We start from the raw sequence: 17,068 nt of genomic DNA, 5'->3' as shown, positions 1-17,068 counted from the left end.
AGGGGTCTCTGAAGTTAAACGCCTTGTTTCAGGCTGGCTGCAATGAAGTCGTCGAGGTCGCCGTCGAGTACGGCCTGGGTGTTGCCGACTTCGTGGTTGGTGCGCAGGTCCTTGATGCGCGACTGGTCGAGCACGTAGGAGCGGATCTGGTGGCCCCAGCCGATGTCGGATTTGGTGTCTTCCAGCGCCTGTTTCTTTTCATTGCGCTTGCGCAGCTCTTCTTCATACATGCGCGATTTGAGCATGGACATCGCTTCGGCGCGGTTCTTGTGTTGCGAGCGGTCGTTCTGGCACTGCACCACGATGCCGGTCGGAACGTGGGTGATGCGCACCGCCGAGTCGGTCTTGTTGATGTGCTGGCCGCCCGCGCCGGAGGCGCGATAGGTGTCGATGCGCAGGTCGGCCGGGTTGATGTCCACCTGGATCGAATCATCCACTTCCGGATAGACGAACACGCTGGAGAACGAGGTGTGGCGGCGGTTGCCCGAGTCGAACGGCGACTTGCGCACCAGACGGTGCACGCCGGTCTCGGTGCGCAGGCGACCATAGGCATATTCGCCGCTGATCTTGATCGAGGCCCCCTTGATGCCGGCGACTTCGCCGTCCGACTGTTCCAGTACCTCGACCTGAAAGCCCTTGCGTTCGGCGTAACGCAGATACATGCGCAGCAACATGGATGCCCAGTCCTGTGCTTCGGTGCCGCCGGAACCGGCTTGAATATCGAGGAAGCAATTGTTGGCATCGAGTTCGCCGGAGAACATACGGCGGAATTCCATGTCGGCCACCAGTTGCTCGGTCACGCCGATATCAGCGGCAATGCTGTGCAGGCTGGCATCGTCGTTCTCCGCCAGCGCCATCTCCATCAGTTCGCTGTTATCGTTGAGCGATTGCTCGACGCGCTGCAGATTGAGCACGATGCCTTCCAGCAACTTGCGTTCGCGCCCCAACTCTTGCGATCGCTTATTGTCCTGCCAGACGGCGGGATCCTCGGCGAGGACGACGACTTCGGCTAAACGCTCCTGTTTGCCGTCGTAGTCAAAGATACCTCCGTAATTCAAGGCTGCGGGCGCGCAAATCGGCGATCTTGTGGGTGAGGGCGTTGAGTTGTTCGGCTTCCATTTTTTGTGATCTGTCGCAGCTGTGAAAGGCGCCGATTATAGCCGAAAGGGGGTGTCAGGTCACAGCAAGAACAAGCCGAGCGCAACGCCTGCGGTGAGGGCAACAAAGCCGACAGCAAGGTGTCTTGCCAGGGCCATGCCGCCGATGGAAACGGCCAGGCCGAACTTGAACGCCATGTTGGAGATGAAGGCGAGCGTGATCGAGATGATGGTTTGTTCGCTGTTCAGTTTATCCATCTGGAACAGGCGCAGACTGGAAAGGGTAATCGCATCGACATCGGTTAGGCCGGAGGCGATAGCGACGAAATACAGTCCGCCGCTGCCGGCCACTTCCGACAGCCAGGCGGAACACAACAGCACCACGACAAACAGGAAACCAAAACCCAATGCAGCGTGCAGTTCGGTCGGATTGGCCGTCTCCGGCAACGGCAGGTCGCCCTGGTTTTTCAAGCGTTGCCAGTCAAATGCGGTCGCGATCATGCCACACAGCAGTCCCAGACCCAGCACCGGCAGCAGTTGGTGCAGGATGGCAGGGGAAACGATGCTGCTGACCACCCCCAGCCTGACCAGCACGACCTGGCTGGAGATCAGGATGACGACCGCCGACAGGCGCAGCATGCCATCGTTCAACTTGCTGTGGCGCGCATAGAGCAGGGTGGTGGCAGTGCTGGAAACCAGTCCGCCGAGAAAACCCAGCAGGGGCGCACCATAGCGCTGACCGACGATGCGCAGTGCGATATAACCGGCCAGGCTCAAGCCTGAAATCAGCACCACCATCATCCAGGCGTGGTGTGGGTTGAAGGCGTCGTAGGGTCCGAAATTCTGATTGGGCAGGATGGGCAAGATGACGAAACTGAGCACCGCGAATTGCAGGATGGAAACCAGGTCGCGGCGCGTGAGGCGCTGGCTCATGCCTTGCAGTTCGGGTTTGAAATAGAGCAGAACCGTGGTCGCAATCGCCAGCATCACCGCGAGGGTGGACAGTCCGTACCACACCAGAATACCCAGGGCATAGCAGATCAGCAGGGCGGCGACGGTGGTGGTGCCGGGATCGTTGTTCTCGGCGGGGTTGTTGAGATAGGCGGCGATGATCATGCCGGCCACCGCGAGCAGCCCGGCAATCAACAACCAGGAAGAACCGCTCTTGTCAGCCAGCAGGGCAATGAGGGTACCGAACAGGGAAACCAGGGCAAAGGTGCGCAGTCCTGCTTTGGCGGAAGGATTGCGCTCGCGCTCCAGACCGATCAGCAGGCCGATGGTGAGGCTGGTCAAAAACCTGGGGAGACTTTCGATGCCATTGCCCAGCATGCTTTGCGACAGGATGGATTCCATGAACTCACGCTTTCTGCCAGTGGCGCACGATGAGTTGCAAATTCTCGCTGCCATTGTATTCATTGATATTCAGGCTGTACACCGCGCGGATGTTTTCCGCCACGGGTTCGGCAGAGAAGAAACGGATGGCATCAAAATTGCCCGCGGGCGATGACAATTTGAGTTTGAGATGTTTTTCGCCGACCACGCGTTGCGCCTGCACATGAAAATCGCCCTCGAACAGCGGCTCCGGGAACCCCTGCCCCCAGACCTGATTCTGCAAGGAGCGGGCAATGTCGAGGGTGAATTCGTGCACCTCAAGCGCGCCGTCCGTGGTGATCGTTTTCTGCAGGGCATCGGCATCCAGCAGTTCCCGGGCAACCGCTTCAAAGGCCATGCGAAAATCGGCAAGGTGCGCTTCGGCGATGCTCAGGCCGGCCGCCATCGCGTGGCCGCCGAATTTCAGGATCAGGTGCGGCTGGCGCTTGGAGACGAGATCAAGCGCATCTCGCAGGTGGAGGCCAGGAATGGAGCGACCGGAACCCTTGAGTTCGCCATTCTGGGCGCGGGCGAAAGCGATCACCGGACGATGGAATTTATCCTTGAGGCGCGAGGCGAGAATGCCGATCACGCCCTGATGCCAGTCCGCGTTGAACAAGGCCAGCGAAAAATTGTCAGCCGGATCGAACGCGTGCAGTGTTGCCAGCGCGCTTTCCTGCATATCGGCTTCGATGCTGCGACGCTCGTGATTCAGGGCATCCAGGCGGGTGGCCAGTTCGTCCGCTTCGTTCGCATCGTCGGTCAGCAGGCAACGAATGCCGATGCTCATATCTTCCAGACGCCCGGCCGCATTCAGGCGCGGGCCGAGCATATATCCGAGTTCATAGGAGCTGGTTTGGGCGGCGGGGCGGCGCGCCACCCGCAGTAAAGCCTGCACCCCGCAGCAGCCGTGTCCGGCGCGGATGCGCTGCAAGCCTTGCTGTACCAGGATGCGGTTGTTGTCATCCAGTTTGACCACGTCGGCGACCGTGCCGAGCGCGACCAGATCGAGCAGATGGCCCAAATTCGGCTCCCCTCTCCCTGCGGGGGAGGGGCTGGGGGTGGGGGAAACCTCAACAGGCTCGAATGCGCCGCGTTTGCGCAGCTCTGCCCGCAGTGCCATCAGAACGTAGAACATCACGCCCACGCCGGCCAGATGCTTGCTGGGGAATGCGCAGCCGGACTGGTTGGGGTTCACGATGCATTCCGCCTCCGGCAGTGTGTCGCCGGGCAGGTGATGGTCGGTCACCAGCACCTGCATGCCGAGCCGGTGCGCTTCGGCCACGCCTTCCACGCTGGCGATGCCGTTGTCCACGGTGAGCAGGATGTCGGGGCTGGATTGACGGGAGAGCTGGACGATTTCCGGTGTCAGGCCATATCCGTATTCAAAACGGTTCGGCACGATGAAATCCACCCGCGCGCCGAGTGCGCCCAGCCCGCGCATGCCCACCGCGCAGGCGGTGGCGCCGTCGGCGTCATAGTCGGCCACAATCAGTATCCTTTTGTCTGCGCCGATGGCGTCGGCCAGCTGTTTTCCCATCTGCTGTGCATTCTTCAGCAGGGCGAACGGCAACAGATGTTGCAGGCCGGTATCCAGTTGTCCGGCATCGGTGATCCCGCGCGCCGCGTAGAGACGTGCCAGCAGGGGCGGGACACCCCCCGCAATCAGTTGCTGGACCAGACGGTCGGAGCAGGGGCGCGGGCTGATTTTGTTCATGATTGTGGATTCTCCGGTTTCTGTTTCAGTGTAGCAGGGGGTCATCGTATTTTGGGGGCAGTTCGGATAGAATGCCGGCCACTTTAAAAACGAGGCAGGCACTGATTGTGGCATTGATAGTTCAAAAATACGGCGGCACTTCTGTGGGCAGCCCGGAGCGCATCAAGAATGTGGCGCAACGCATCGCAAAATACAAGGCGCAAGGGCATCAGATCGTGGTGGTGGTATCGGCCATGAGCGGAGAAACCAACCGCTTAATCGCACTTGCCAAAGAAATCCAGAGCAACCCCGATCCGCGCGAGCTGGATGTGGTCATCTCCACCGGCGAACAAGTGACCATCGGCTTGCTGGCCATGGCACTCAAGGATTTGGGCTTGCCGGCAAAAAGCTATACCGGTTCACAAGTCAAGATTCTGACCAACAGCGCTTTCACCAAGGCGCGCATCGTCAGCATCGACGAGGAGAACATGCGCAATGATCTGGATAACGGCGATATCCTGATCGTCGCCGGATTCCAGGGGATGGATGAAGCGGGCAACATCACGACTCTGGGACGCGGTGGCTCGGATACGACCGGGGTCGCCATTGCCGCTGCACTGAACGCAGACGAATGCCAGATTTACACCGATGTGGACGGCGTTTATACCACCGACCCCCGCGTAGTCCCCGAGGCGCGCCGTCTGAAAACCATCACCTTTGAAGAGATGCTGGAGATGGCCAGCCTTGGCTCCAAGGTATTGCAGATTCGCTCGGTCGAGTTTGCCGGGAAATACAAAGTCAAACTGCGCGTGCTGTCCAGTTTTGAGGAAGAGGGCGAAGGCACACTGATTACTTTCGAGGATAACGACAAAATGGAACAGGCAATCATTTCCGGAATCGCATTCAATCGCGACGAGGCCAAAATCACCGTGCTCGGCGTACCGGACAAACCCGGTATCGCGTACCAGGTCCTTGGACCGGTGGCAGACGCCAACATCGATGTGGACATGATCATCCAGAACGTCGGTGTCGATGGCACGACCGATTTTTCTTTCACCGTGCATCGCAATGAATTCGCCAAGGCGATGGACCTGCTGAAAAATCAGGTACAGCAGCATATTGGCGCGCGCGCCGTGGTGGGCGACGACAAGACGGCGAAAGTTTCGGTCGTCGGTGTGGGCATGCGTTCCCATGTGGGCATCGCCAGCAAGATGTTCCGCACGCTGGCGGAAGAAGGCATCAACATCCAGATGATCTCCACTTCGGAGATCAAGATTTCCGTCGTGATCGACGAGAAATATCTGGAGCTGGCGGTACGCGTTCTGCACAAGGCTTTCGATCTGGAGCAGGAAGACGCATAAACCGTTTGACCGTCCAGCCTTCAATCAGTATCATGCGCGCCTCTTCGGAGAGGTGGCCGAGAGGTCGAAGGCACGCCCCTGCTAAGGGCGCATACGAGCTTAAACTTGTATCGAGGGTTCGAATCCCTCCCTCTCCGCCACAGAGAAATCGCAGTTGTAATAAGTAAGAAGCAGGTAGTTTGAAAACAATGCGCCGGTAGCTCAGCTGGATAGAGTACTTGGCTACGAACCAAGGGGTCAGGAGTTCGAATCTCTTCCGGCGCACCAATTTGAAAAGGCTTCCAGTACTGGGAGCCTTTTCCTTATCCGGTCGAACGAAAGTTCGCTTTTTCACGCGGGATGTTCGCGCATCCGTCTTTTGACGCAGAGGTTGCTATGTTCGATTTTGTGCATGAAAGAAAACGCCTGGTCCAGATCGTGTTGGCGCTCATCATTCTGCCGTTTGCCCTTTGGGGCCTCGACTCGTACCAGCACTCGGGCGATACCGGCGCACTGGCGACTGTGAACGGGACAAAAATTGGCCAGGCCGAATTTGAAGATGCGATGGTGCGCCAGCGCGAGAGACTGCGCGAGGTATTGGGCGAAAATCTGGACCCAGCCATGTTCGACAGTGCCGAAATGAAACGCTCGGTGTTGCAGGGGCTGGTGACGCAGCATTTGCTGCTGGACGAAGCGCGTGCCGCCGGGCTGGTGGTGAGCGACGAACAGATGGCGCGTCTCATTGCGGGCGTTCCCGCGTTTCAGAAAGACGGTGTTTTCGATAAATCGGCCTATGAGGCGGCTTTGCGTGCACAGGGGATGAATCCCGCCTTGTTCGAGTACCGTGTGCGCCAGGATATTCTGAGCCGGCAGTTGACCGATGCACTGGCACAAAACGGCTATGCAGCGGATGCGACGGCGGAAAATCTGATCCGCCTGAATGAGCAGCAGCGCCGGGTGTCTGTGGCCAAACTTGATCTGGCGGCATTCCGCAACGAGGTGCGCGTGGAAGACGCCGAGGTCAAGGCGTTCTATGCGGCGAATCAGCAGCAGTTCCAGCTGCCGGAGCGCGCGCAGGTCGAATATGTCACGCTGTCCGTGGCGGATTTGTCTGCCAGGGTGGCGGTGTCGGCAGGCGAGGTGGAACAGTATTACCGGGAACATGCGGCCGAATTCGGCACGGCGGAGCAGCGCCGCGCCGCGCATATTCTGGTCGGGGTGGCGAAAAACGCGTCGTCTGCGGACCGCGATGCGGCCAGAAGCAAGGCCGATTCCCTCCTGCAGCAAGTCAGACAGAAGCCGGCAAATTTTGCCGCGCTGGCAAAACAGTATTCCGACGATCCGGGCTCGGCTGCCAACGGCGGGGATTTGGGCCTGTTTGGCCGCGGCATGATGGTGAAACCGTTCGACGATGCCGTGTTCGGGCTCAAGGTGGGTGAAATCAGCGGTCTGGTGCAGACCGATTTCGGTTTCCACATCATCAGGCTGACCGCCATTCAGCCCGGCAAGACAAAACCGCTGGCCGAGGTTAAGGCACAGATCGAGCAGGCAATCCGCCTGGAAAAAGCGAACAACCGCTTTGCCGAGCTGGCCGAGCAATTCAGCAATATCGTCTATGAGCAGAGCGACACCCTGAAACCCGCAGCCGAACTGATCGGTGCGACAGTGCAGGGCGGCCTCTGGCTGACGCGCGGCCAGCAACCTGCCGGCCTGTGGACAGACAAGATGCTGCAGGCCGTGTTTGCGCCGGAGACGCTGAACGAGAAACGCAATACCAGCGCGGTGGAGGTTGCGGCCAATACCTTGCTGGCGGCGCGCGTGACGGAACACCGCGTGGCGAGCACGCGTCCCTTGCCGGAAGTGGCTGCCCAGATCCGCCGACAGTTGCAGGACCAGGCAGGTTTGCAGGCTGCGGCTAAACAGGGCGCGGCGCTGATGGCGCAGTTGCAGAACGGCGAGAAAGTGTCGGTGAAGTGGGACAAGGCACAGACTGTGGCGCGAGCGCAGCAGAGTGAACTGAATCCGGCGTTGGCACGCAAAATTCTGACTGCGGACGCAAGCAAGCTACCCGCCTATGTGGCTGTCGAAGATGCGCAGCAGGGCTATCTGATTGCGCGCATCGAGGCGGTGAAGGAGATCGCCGGAATCGAGCCAATGAAACGCGAAGGCTACGCGCAACAGGTGCGGCAGATGACGGGAGAGGCCTTGCTGCAGGCCTATCTGGAAGAGGCCAAGGCGCGTGCCGATATCGAAATCAAGGATTTTGCGCCCGTGGAAAAACAGTAATAAGACAAGGATACTCCCAGCAAAAACGCCGCTCACACAGCGGCGTTTTTGCTGGGTGACTGGCGAGGTTCAGGCTTCTGGCGTGCCCAATATCCGTTGCGCCCCTATCTATCATGCGGCTATCGCAGTGTCGTAAGCGATGTTATATCCGATCGCATGTCTCGCCCCGGATGGCTATCGTATATAATCCGCCGCTGTTGAATTTCGAGCGTCTGCACCCTGTTCATCCATGCCGTCGAACCCCGTATTGGAAGTGAGTGACCTTGCCTGCGAACGCGGCGAGCAGCGCCTGTTCGAGGGGTTGAGCTTCGCCATTTCCAGCGGTGAGCTGATGCGGGTGGAGGGAGAGAATGGCAAGGGCAAGACCACCCTGCTGCGCACTTTGTGCGGCTTCGTGCAGCCCGCACAAGGCAGCGTGCGCTGGCAGGGACGCGACATCCACGAGTGGGATGACCTGTTTCATGCCGAGATGTGCTATCTCGGCCATGCGAATGCGATCAAGGACGAGTTGAGTGCACTGGAGAATCTGCGCATCGGCGCTGGCTTGGCCGGGATCGCGGTGAGCGAAAGCAAGGCGCTGGAGGTCTTGCGGCGCATGGGATTGCGGCGCAAGGAACATTTGCCGGTGCGCGTGTTGTCACAGGGCCAGCGCCGCCGGGTCGCGTTGAGCCGCTTGCTGGTGGGGGATGCGAAATTGTGGATTCTCGATGAACCATTGACCGCATTGGATGTGGGGGCTGTCGCACTGATGCAGGAACTTATCGGGGATCATCTGTCGAATCGCGGCATGGCGATTTTTACCACGCACCAGCCGTTGCAGGTGACGGGGGTGGAGATGCGGCATCTGGTGCTGGCATGAACCGGCTTTCCCTGATCGACTTGCTGTTGCTGGTGGTCCGCCGCGATCTGTTGCTGGCGATGCGGCGGAGGGCGGATGTGCTGACCACGCTGATTTTTTTCGTGATGGTGGTGAGTCTGTTCCCGCTGGGAGTCGGTCCCGAGGCCGACATGCTGCGCAAGATGGCGGGCGGGGTGTTGTGGGTGGCGGCCTTACTGGCTTCGATGCTGTCCTTGCCGCGCATGTTCTCGGCCGACCATCTGGACGGTACGCTGGAGCAGATGATGCTGGCGCCGCAATCGTTGACCGTCATGGTGCTGGGCAAGATCGCCGCGCACTGGATGCTGTCCGGCCTGCCGCTGGTCCTGATTGCGCCGGTGTTGGGCCTGCAGTTCGACATGTCGCCGGCAGCGATCTGGACGCTGATGTTGGCATTGCTGCTGGGGACGCCGGTGTTGAGCATGATCGGTGCGGTGGGTGCGGCGCTGACCCTGGGCTTGCGCGGCGGCGGGGTGCTGGTGTCGTTGCTGGTGTTGCCGCTGACCATTCCGGTGCTGATCTTTGGCGCGGGCGCCGTGGAAGCGGTGAACAGCGGGCTCGATGCCGTTTCCAACCTGGCGTTGTTGGGGGCGTTTCTGCTGTTCGCTTTGGTATTCACGCCATTCGTGGCGGCGCAGGCGTTGCGCATTTCGATGGAGTAATGAAGATTGGCGATCAACTGGTTTAAATATTCTGCTCCTTCCACCTTCTACGGTCTGGCGGGGAAACTGATTCCCTGGTTTGCCTGGCCGGCCGCCGTGCTGTTCGGCATCGGTTTCTATATCGGGTTTTTCGTGGCGCCGACCGATGCGGTGCAGAGCGAGGCTTACCGCATCATCTTCATCCATGTTCCCGCCTCGATCCTGTCGATGTTCATCTACCTCATCATGGCGGGCTACGCCGCGCTGGGACTGATCTTTAAAACGCGCCTGTCCGCCATGATGGCGTCGGCGCTGGCGCCGACCGGCGCGCTGTTCGCTTTCATTTCGTTGTGGAGCGGCGCCTTGTGGGGCAAGCCGATGTGGGGCGCGTGGTGGGTATGGGATGCGCGCCTGACTTCCGAACTGATTTTGCTGTTCCTCTACCTGGGCTTCATCGCCCTGCAGGCCTCGATCGAAGACCCGCGCCGGGCGGATCGCGCCAGTGCTTTGCTCGCCATCGTCGGCTCGGTCAACGTGCCCATCATCTATTACTCGGTGCAATGGTGGAACACCCTGCACCAGGGTTCGACCATCAAATTCAGCGGCACCAGCATGCACATCGCCATGCAGCAATCCATGTTCATCATGCTGGTCGCCTGCTGGCTTTACGCGATTGCGGTCGCGCTGGCGCGCGTGCGCAGCATCATCCTGGAGCGCGAATCGGCCACGCAGTGGGTCAAGGAACTGGGAGACATCAAAGAATGAACTGGGCAGAATTTTTCGCCATGAACGGCTATGCATTTTATGTGTGGGGTTCGTATGGCTTGACTTTGCTGGTGTTCCTGATCGAGATCGTCGCGGTCAGACACAGAAGAAAACTGGCACTGCGCCAGTTGCGCCTGATGAATGAAAGTGGGGATGCGGAATGACACCAAGACAGAAAAGACTGACATGGATATTGCTGGGCGTTGGGCTGGTGGCGGCCGCGGTCGGGCTGGTGCTGTTCGCGCTGAAAAACAATGTGAGCCTGTATTTCACCCCGACCCAGGTTCATCACAACGAAGCGCCGCAGGGGCGCAGCTTCCGCATTGGCGGTCTGGTCGAGGAGGGCAGCGTGCAGCGCGAAAAAGACGGGCTGACCGTGCGTTTCAATATCACCGACACCGCCGAAAAGATGGCGGTGATCTACAAGGGCATCCTGCCGGACCTGTTCAAGGAAGGCAAAGGCGTGGTCGCGCAGGGCAAGCTGGAAGAAGGCAATGTGTTCCGTGCCGAGGAAGTGCTGGCCAAGCATGATGAAAATTACATGCCTCCCGAAGCGATGGACGCCATCAAGAAAGCCCAGCAAGCCAGTGACAAAGGTGCGGTCAAATGAACGGCGGGCATGTGATTTCGGTGCAGGCCAACCTGTGCGCAGCGCAGCTTAAGCCGCAGCGCGGCGGCCGTAACCAAAATCAGATGCCGCCGGAAGTTGCGGCCGCCATCAAGAAAGCCGAAGCCGGAAAGTCTGGGGACGGCAATGCACCCTCCGCAGCATATCCCGTCGCCCAATAACCATCGAAAGTCACACCATGATTCCAGAGATCGGTAATTTCACCCTCATCATCGCCCTATTCCTCGCACTGTTGCAGGGCACCTTGCCCATCGTTGGCGCGGCACGCGGCAACGCGGTGCTGATGAGTACGGCGCGCACCCTCGCCAGCGGCCAATTCGTATTCGTCGCGATCGCGTTTTCCTGTCTGACCTATTCCTTCATCACCAACGATTTTTCCGTGCTGTATGTTGCGCAGCATTCCAACTCGCAATTGCCGGTGGCGTACCGGGTGGCGGCGTTGTGGGGCGGGCATGAGGGTTCGTTGCTGCTGTGGGTGTTCATCCTGACCGTGTGGACGGTCGCGGTCGCAAAATTCAGCAAACATCTGCCGCTGGAAATGGTGGCGCGCGTGCTCGGAGTGATGGGGTTGGTGGCGGTCGGTTTCCTGCTGTTCATGTTGCTCACTTCCAATCCGTTCGACCGCCTGCTGCCGGCGGCGCTCGACGGACGCGATCTGAATCCCCTGCTGCAAGACCCCGGCCTGGTGATCCATCCGCCGATGCTGTACATGGGCTATGTCGGCTTCTCCGTTGCGTTCGCTTTCGCCTTGTCAGCATTGCTCGGCGGCAAGCTCGATTCAACCTGGGCGCGCTGGTCGCGGCCGTGGACCACGGTGGCGTGGGTGTTCATGACCATCGGCATCGCGCTCGGCAGCTGGTGGGCGTATTACGAGCTGGGCTGGGGCGGCTGGTGGTTCTGGGATCCGGTCGAGAATGCCTCGTTCATGCCGTGGCTGGTCGGCACCGCGCTGATCCATTCGCTGGCGGTGACCGAGAAGCGGGGCGCCTTCAAGAGTTGGACGGTGCTGCTCGCGATTGCCGCGTTCTCGCTGTCGTTGCTCGGCACGTTCCTGGTGCGCTCCGGCGTGCTGACGTCGGTGCATGCCTTTGCCACTGATCCCAAGCGCGGCATCTTCATCCTATCCTTTCTGGTGCTGGTCATCGGGGCGTCGCTGCTGCTGTTCGCCTGGCGCGCGCCCAAGGTCGGGCTCGGGGGCAAGTTCGAACTGGTGTCGCGCGAGACCATGTTGTTGAGCAATAACGTGCTGCTTTCCGTTGCTTCCGCCTCGGTGTTTCTCGGCACGCTGTATCCCTTGTTCATGGATGCGCTGGGTTTCGGCAAGCTGTCGGTCGGCCCGCCGTATTTCAATACCGTATTCGTGCCGCTGATGATCCCGCTGGTGATGATGATGGGCTTGGGGCCGGTTGCACGCTGGAAGCATGCCAGCCTGCCGGACATCTGGCAGCGTGTGCGCTGGGCGCTGCTGGCCAGCATCGGCGTGGCGCTGCTGTTGCCCCTGGTGCTGGGCACATGGACCCCGTTGATCGCGCTGGGCATTCTGCTGGCGGCATGGATCATCACCACCGGCGCGCTCGATCTGCGCCGGCGCATGGGCCGGGAAGGCTCGCTGTGGCAGCGTTTGCAGACACCCACGCGCAGTTATTACGGCATGCAGCTGGCGCATCTTGGCATCGCGGTCTTCATCATCGGGGTCACGCTGGTGAAAGGCTATGAAACCGAGCGCGATGTGCGCATGGAAGTCGGCGACACCCTGACGGCGGGCGGGTATGTCTTCCGTTTCGATGGCGTGACCGAAAGGGAGGGACCGAATTACATCGCCGCGCAGGGATTGGTCAGTGTCAGCAAGGACGGCGAACCGGTCACCGTGCTGCATCCCGAAAAACGCACCTACAACGCCTCCGGCATGCCAATGACCGAAGCCGCGATCCGCACCGGACTGTTGCGCGATCTGTATGTTTCCCTGGGCGAGCCGATTCCCGACAGCGAGGCATGGGCGGTGCGCATCTATATCAAACCGTTTGTGGACTGGATCTGGGCGGGCTGTCTGCTGATGGCGCTGGGCGGCGTCATGGCCATCAGCGACCGGCGCTACCGCATCCATGCGCGCAAATCCGAATCGGCAACGCCGACCGAACCGGCCCTGAAGGAGCAGACAGCATGATGCGTTTCATATTGCCGCTGGTGATTTTCCTGGTGCTCTCCGCCTTTCTCTACGTGGGGTTGAGCATGGACCCGCGCGAGGTGCCGTCCCCCCTGATTGGCAAACCCGCCCCCGTTTTTACCCTGCCTCTGCTGGACGACGCCAACAAGCAGTTCTCCGCGCAGGACATGCAAGGCCAGGTGTGGCTGTTGAATGTATGGGCATCGTGGTGCACCGCATGCAAGGACGAGCACCCGGTGCTGATGGACCTGGCGAGCCGGAACATTGTGCCGGTGCTGGGGTTGAACTACAAAGACAAACGCGAAGATGGCCAGGCGGTTCTGCGCCGGTCTGGCAATCCCTACCTGCTGACCCTGTTCGATGCGGATGGAAAAATCGGATTTGATTACGGCGTCTATGGCGTGCCGGAAACCTATGTCATCGACAAGCAGGGCATCATTCGCGACAAACTGATCGGTGCGGCAACCCAGAAAAACCTGGCTGAACGTATTCTGCCGCTGGTCGAGGAGCTGAAGAAAAAATGAAAAGATTTTTATGTGCATTGCTTCTGGTCGTGCCTGTATTCGCAGGGGCGGAGGAGGCCAGAGACCTCGCCGACAATCCCGCGATCGAGCGCCGCATGATCAATCTGGCGGAAAAGGTGCGCTGTCTGGTGTGCCAGAGCGAGAACGTCGCCAGCTCCCGTTCCGACTGGTCGAACGATGTGCGCCAGATCATGCGCGACAAGATGATGGCGGGGGCGACCGACCAGGAAATAATGGACTTGCTGGTGGAGCGCTTCGGCAAGTCGGTATTGTTCGATCCGCCGGTTGACCGCGAAACCATGCCGTTGTGGGCTGCGCCCTTCGTGCTGTTGCTGCTGGGTATCGGCATTCTGCTATTCCAGCTGCGCAAGCGTCGCGCGACCGTTCCCGAGCCGGCGCTGACCCCGGAAGCCGTGCAAAGAGCGGCCACCCTACTCGAAGAAGAAAGTAAATCATGATTCTGTTCTGGCTGATTGGTGCGGCGCTTTTGTTCGTCGCGGTGATGTTCGTTGCCGTGCCCTTGTGGCGCGGTCGTGCGGTCAATAATGTGGTGGAACGCAATGCCGCCAATCTGCAAATCCTGCGCGACCAGTCGGCCGAGCTGGATACCGATCTCAAAAATGATCTGCTTGCGCCGGAGCTTTACGAACAAGGCAAGCGCGAACTCGAAAGCCGGGTGCTGGATGAGGTGGCGGGTTCGGAACAGGCTGCAACAGAAACCGCTGCCCGCCCGTTTCGGGCGCTGGCTGTCGGCTTGTCCGCCTTGCTGGTGATGCTTTCGGTCGGTGTCTATCTGGCCGTTGGTACGCCGGATGCGTTTTCTCCGGCCAATCCGCACGCGGGCGTGAGCGCGATGGGCGGGTCGGTGCGCACCGACACTGCGCTTGCCGAACTGGAACAGAAGGTCAAGGCCAATCCGGACGATGCGACTTCGCTGCTGATGCTGGCGCGCAGTTATATGGATGCCGAGCGCTATGCCGAGTCGGCGCGGGGATATGCCGAGCTGGTGAAGCGGGTACCCAATGAAGCCTGGGTGTGGGCGGACTATGCCGATGCCGCAGCGATGGCACAGGGACAGACCTTGCGCGGCAAACCGACCGAATTCATCAACCAGGCGCTGGCACTCGATCCGAACAACATGAAGGGGCTGGCGCTGGCGGGCTCGGCGGCGATGGAACGCGGCGACTTTGCCGTGGCTATCCAGCACTGGGAAAAGTTGCGCGTGCAATTGCCGCCGGACAGCGAGGATGCCCGCGCTATCGAGGGCGGTCTGGCCGAAGCGCGCCAGTTGCTGTCCCACATCAAGGGCGGCAAGGCGCCGATGCTCGAACCGATCGCACCGCCGGCACAGACTGCCGCTGCGGGCAAGGAGCGCATCACCGGCAAAGTCACGCTGGATCCATCGCTGAAAGGCAAGTTCAGCCCGGACGACACCGTATTCGTGCTGGCGCGCGCCGCCCAAGGGCCCAAGATGCCGTTGGCGATCCTGCGCAAACAGGTGCGCGATCTGCCCATCACTTTCGAGCTGGATGACAGCATGGCGATGGCGCCCCAGATGACGCTGTCCGCTTTCGACCAAGTCGTGGTGGTGGCGCGCATCTCGAAATCCGGTACCGCGATGCCGCAAGCCGGTGATGCGGAAGGATTGAGCCAACCCTTGCGACCGGGTAGCAAGAACGTGAACGTGAAGATCGGCGCCATCGTGCAGTAAGCGGTGATGCCAGAAAAAAACCGCACCTGCATCGGTGCGGTTTTTTTATGTCTGCTATTGTGGGTCGGGTTTCAACCCGACAGGACCATTTATGCCTGGTCGACATTCAGTTGCAGCCAGTATTCAAGCAATGCCAGATGCCACAGCTTGCTGCCGTTGAGGCGGGTGAAGTGCGACTCCGGTTCGGCAAGGAGTTTTTCGACGTAGGCGCGGTTGAATACTCCGCGGTTGCGGCAGGCGTCGGAGAGCAGGATGTCGCGCATGAATTGCAGAAATTCGCCGCGCACGTATTTCAGGGCGGGGACGGGGAAGTAGCCTTTGGGGCGGTCGATGACGCTGTCGGGGATGAGGCCGCGCGCGATCGCCTTGAGCGGGAATTTGCCGCCTTCCTTCAGGCGCAGCGAGGGCGGCATCTTCGCCGCCAGTTCCACCAGCTCATGGTCGAGGAAGGGCACGCGCGCTTCCAGTCCCCAGGCCATGCTCATGTTGTCCATGCGCTTCACCGGGTCGTCCACCACCAGTGTGCTCACGTCGAAACGCAGCACCTGGTCGAGGAATTCATCGGCATGCGGTTTTGATAATTCGTTGGCGACCAGTTCGCTGGTGACATCCTCCGTGCGGTAGGCGTCGCTCACCGTCTCCAGATACTCGGCGTGGTCGCGGTCGAAGTAGTGGTTGCGGAACTTTTCCAGCGCGCTGCCTGCGGTGGCCTCCATCTTCGGATACCAGAAATAGCCGCCGAACACTTCGTCCGCGCCTTGTCCAGCCAGCACCACTTTCACATCCTTTGATACCTGCTCCGCCAGCAGGTAGAACGCGATGTTGTCCTGGCTCACCATCGGCTCCGACATGCTGCGCACCGCTTCCGGCAGGCGCTTCAGCACTTCGCGGTTGGGGATGAGCATCTTGTGATGCCGCGTGCGGTAACGCGCCACCACCTGATCGGAATATTCAAACTCATCGCCTTTCTCGGCATCGCCGCCGATGTCCTCGAAGCCGATGGAGAAAGTGCGCAGGTCGGGCACATGGTCGGCTAGCAGGGCCACAATCAAACTGGAATCCAGCCCGCCGGAGAGCAGTACGCCCACCGGCACGTCCGCCGCCAGACGGTGGCGTTCCACCACCTTCTTCAACACATGGCGCGTGGCGTTGAGCCAGTCCTGTTCCGACAATTCAAAATTCGTGGAGCGATTCGTTTTTTCCCTCTCCCTCCGGGGGTGGGTTGGGGAGAGGGAAGTGCTTGGGCGCGTCGCATCCAGTTCCCAGTAACGTTTCATCTCGACGTTGCCTGCCGCCGAGATGCGCATCCAGTGCGCCTGCGGCAGTTTGCGGATGCCGTTGAGCAGGGTGCGCGGCGGCGGTACCACGGCATGCAGGGTGAGGTGATGGTGCAATGCGATGGGGTCGATGCGGGTGTCGATGCCGCCGCCTGCCAGCAGCGCTTGCATGGTCGAGGCGAAACGCAGCGATGCGCCGTCCAGCGCGTAGTAGAGCGGTTTGATGCCAAAACGGTCACGCGCCATGAACAAGGACTGGCTGCGTGTATCCCATACGGCAAAGGCAAACATGCCGATGAAATGGCTCACGCAATGCTCGCCCCATGCGTGGTAGGCCTTGAGAATGACCTCGCTGTCGCTGTCGGAGAAGAACTCGTAATCCATCTCCTGCAACTCGGCGCGCAATTCCCGATAGTTATAGATCGTGCCGTTGAACACCAGCGCGAGATGCAGGTCTGCATCCAACATTGGCTGTTTGGCACGCTCAGAAAGATCGATGATGGCCAGACGGCGATGACCGAGTGCCACCGGCCCCTCGCTATGAAAACCCGCCGCATCCGGGCCGCGCCGGGCCAGCGTTGCTGTCATGCGCCGCAGGACGGAAGCATCGGGGATCTGTTGATCGAAGCGAAGTTCACCGCAAAGGCCGCACATGGGGGGAGATTCCTATCAGAGAGGGTGAATATAAGAT

The 17,068-nt window shown here is 60.2% G+C and carries 16 protein-coding genes and 2 tRNA genes; 14 read left to right on the top strand and 4 right to left on the bottom strand.

What is annotated here, in order from left to right:
• Positions 1-14: 14 nt before the first annotated feature.
• The 3 genes from prfB to recJ all read right to left on the bottom strand — a co-directional run bounded on the left by prfB (position 15) and on the right by recJ (position 4,185).
• Positions 15-1,119, bottom strand: a protein-coding gene (prfB, locus tag ACKTSJ_RS01775; RefSeq protein WP_407896788.1) for a peptide chain release factor 2 whose coding sequence is annotated in 2 segments (ribosomal slippage) — positions 15-1,037 and positions 1,039-1,119 — 1,104 coding nt in all. Because the reading frame shifts where the segments join, the coding sequence is not laid out codon by codon here.
• Positions 1,120-1,178: 59 nt separating this feature from the next.
• A complete protein-coding gene (locus ACKTSJ_RS01770) occupies positions 1,179-2,450 on the bottom strand; it encodes an MgtC/SapB family protein (protein ID WP_407896786.1) in 1,272 nt (423 codons plus the stop codon).
• A gap of 4 nt (positions 2,451-2,454) precedes the next feature.
• Positions 2,455-4,185, bottom strand: coding sequence for a single-stranded-DNA-specific exonuclease RecJ (gene recJ / locus ACKTSJ_RS01765; protein ID WP_407896784.1), 1,731 nt, complete (start codon positions 4,183-4,185; stop codon positions 2,455-2,457).
• Between the two features lie 107 nt (positions 4,186-4,292).
• Here recJ and ACKTSJ_RS01760 point away from each other — a divergent pair, with 107 nt between their 5' ends.
• The 14 genes from ACKTSJ_RS01760 (at position 4,293) to ccmI (ending at position 15,100) form a co-directional block, all read left to right on the top strand.
• Entirely contained in the window at positions 4,293-5,525 is a 1,233-nt protein-coding gene (locus tag ACKTSJ_RS01760; protein ID WP_407896782.1) for an aspartate kinase, read from the top strand.
• Between the two features lie 46 nt (positions 5,526-5,571).
• Positions 5,572-5,665 (top strand) — tRNA-Ser (locus tag ACKTSJ_RS01755).
• Positions 5,666-5,715: 50 nt separating this feature from the next.
• A tRNA-Arg gene (locus ACKTSJ_RS01750) sits at positions 5,716-5,792 on the top strand.
• A gap of 108 nt (positions 5,793-5,900) precedes the next feature.
• Positions 5,901-7,790 (top strand): SurA N-terminal domain-containing protein, encoded by a 1,890-nt coding sequence (locus tag ACKTSJ_RS01745; protein ID WP_407896780.1) that lies wholly within the window; start codon positions 5,901-5,903, stop codon positions 7,788-7,790.
• Positions 7,791-8,019: 229 nt separating this feature from the next.
• Entirely contained in the window at positions 8,020-8,649 is a 630-nt protein-coding gene (gene ccmA, locus ACKTSJ_RS01740) for a cytochrome c biogenesis heme-transporting ATPase CcmA (RefSeq protein ID WP_407896778.1), read from the top strand.
• On the top strand, positions 8,646-9,329 hold the full coding sequence (gene ccmB / locus ACKTSJ_RS01735) for a heme exporter protein CcmB (protein WP_407896776.1): 684 nt from the start codon (positions 8,646-8,648) through the stop codon (positions 9,327-9,329). The genes ccmA and ccmB overlap by 4 nt, the downstream gene beginning before the upstream one ends.
• A gap of 6 nt (positions 9,330-9,335) precedes the next feature.
• Positions 9,336-10,073 carry a heme ABC transporter permease CcmC gene (gene ccmC, locus ACKTSJ_RS01730; protein ID WP_407896774.1) on the top strand — a complete coding sequence of 246 codons (738 nt, stop codon included), beginning with the start codon at positions 9,336-9,338 and terminating at the stop codon, positions 10,071-10,073.
• A 20-nt stretch (positions 10,074-10,093) separates the two neighbouring features.
• Entirely contained in the window at positions 10,094-10,237 is a 144-nt protein-coding gene (gene ccmD / locus ACKTSJ_RS01725; protein ID WP_407896772.1) for a heme exporter protein CcmD, read from the top strand.
• Positions 10,234-10,683, top strand: coding sequence for a cytochrome c maturation protein CcmE (gene ccmE / locus ACKTSJ_RS01720; protein ID WP_407896771.1), 450 nt, complete (start codon positions 10,234-10,236; stop codon positions 10,681-10,683). The genes ccmD and ccmE overlap by 4 nt, the downstream gene beginning before the upstream one ends.
• The gene (locus tag ACKTSJ_RS01715) at positions 10,680-10,862 is read left to right on the top strand and encodes a hypothetical protein (RefSeq protein WP_407896769.1); all 183 of its coding nucleotides are present in this window, start codon (positions 10,680-10,682) and stop codon (positions 10,860-10,862) included. The genes ccmE and ACKTSJ_RS01715 overlap by 4 nt, the downstream gene beginning before the upstream one ends.
• A 17-nt stretch (positions 10,863-10,879) precedes the next feature.
• Positions 10,880-12,865: a heme lyase CcmF/NrfE family subunit gene (locus ACKTSJ_RS01710; protein ID WP_407896767.1), complete on the top strand. Its 1,986-nt coding sequence runs from the start codon at positions 10,880-10,882 to the stop codon at positions 12,863-12,865.
• On the top strand, positions 12,862-13,389 hold the full coding sequence (locus ACKTSJ_RS01705; RefSeq protein ID WP_407896765.1) for a DsbE family thiol:disulfide interchange protein: 528 nt from the start codon (positions 12,862-12,864) through the stop codon (positions 13,387-13,389). The genes ACKTSJ_RS01710 and ACKTSJ_RS01705 overlap by 4 nt, the downstream gene beginning before the upstream one ends.
• Positions 13,386-13,847 carry a cytochrome c-type biogenesis protein CcmH gene (locus ACKTSJ_RS01700; RefSeq protein WP_407896763.1) on the top strand — a complete coding sequence of 154 codons (462 nt, stop codon included), beginning with the start codon at positions 13,386-13,388 and terminating at the stop codon, positions 13,845-13,847. Before ACKTSJ_RS01705 ends, ACKTSJ_RS01700 begins: the two co-directional genes overlap by 4 nt.
• Positions 13,844-15,100: a c-type cytochrome biogenesis protein CcmI gene (gene ccmI / locus ACKTSJ_RS01695; protein WP_407896761.1), complete on the top strand. Its 1,257-nt coding sequence runs from the start codon at positions 13,844-13,846 to the stop codon at positions 15,098-15,100. Before ACKTSJ_RS01700 ends, ccmI begins: the two co-directional genes overlap by 4 nt.
• Before the next feature lie 89 nt (positions 15,101-15,189).
• Here the strand turns inward: ccmI and ACKTSJ_RS01690 are convergent, their stop codons facing one another.
• The gene (locus ACKTSJ_RS01690; protein WP_407896759.1) at positions 15,190-17,031 is read right to left on the bottom strand and encodes an N-acetylglutaminylglutamine amidotransferase; all 1,842 of its coding nucleotides are present in this window, start codon (positions 17,029-17,031) and stop codon (positions 15,190-15,192) included.
• Between the last annotated feature and the right edge of the window lie 37 nt (positions 17,032-17,068).

The organism is Ferrigenium sp. UT5 (assembly GCF_045866295.1).
Classification (GTDB): Bacteria; Pseudomonadota; Gammaproteobacteria; order Burkholderiales; family Gallionellaceae; genus Sideroxyarcus.
Note: the sequence above shows the minus strand (reverse complement) of the source record. Positions and strands in the feature narration are given on the sequence as shown.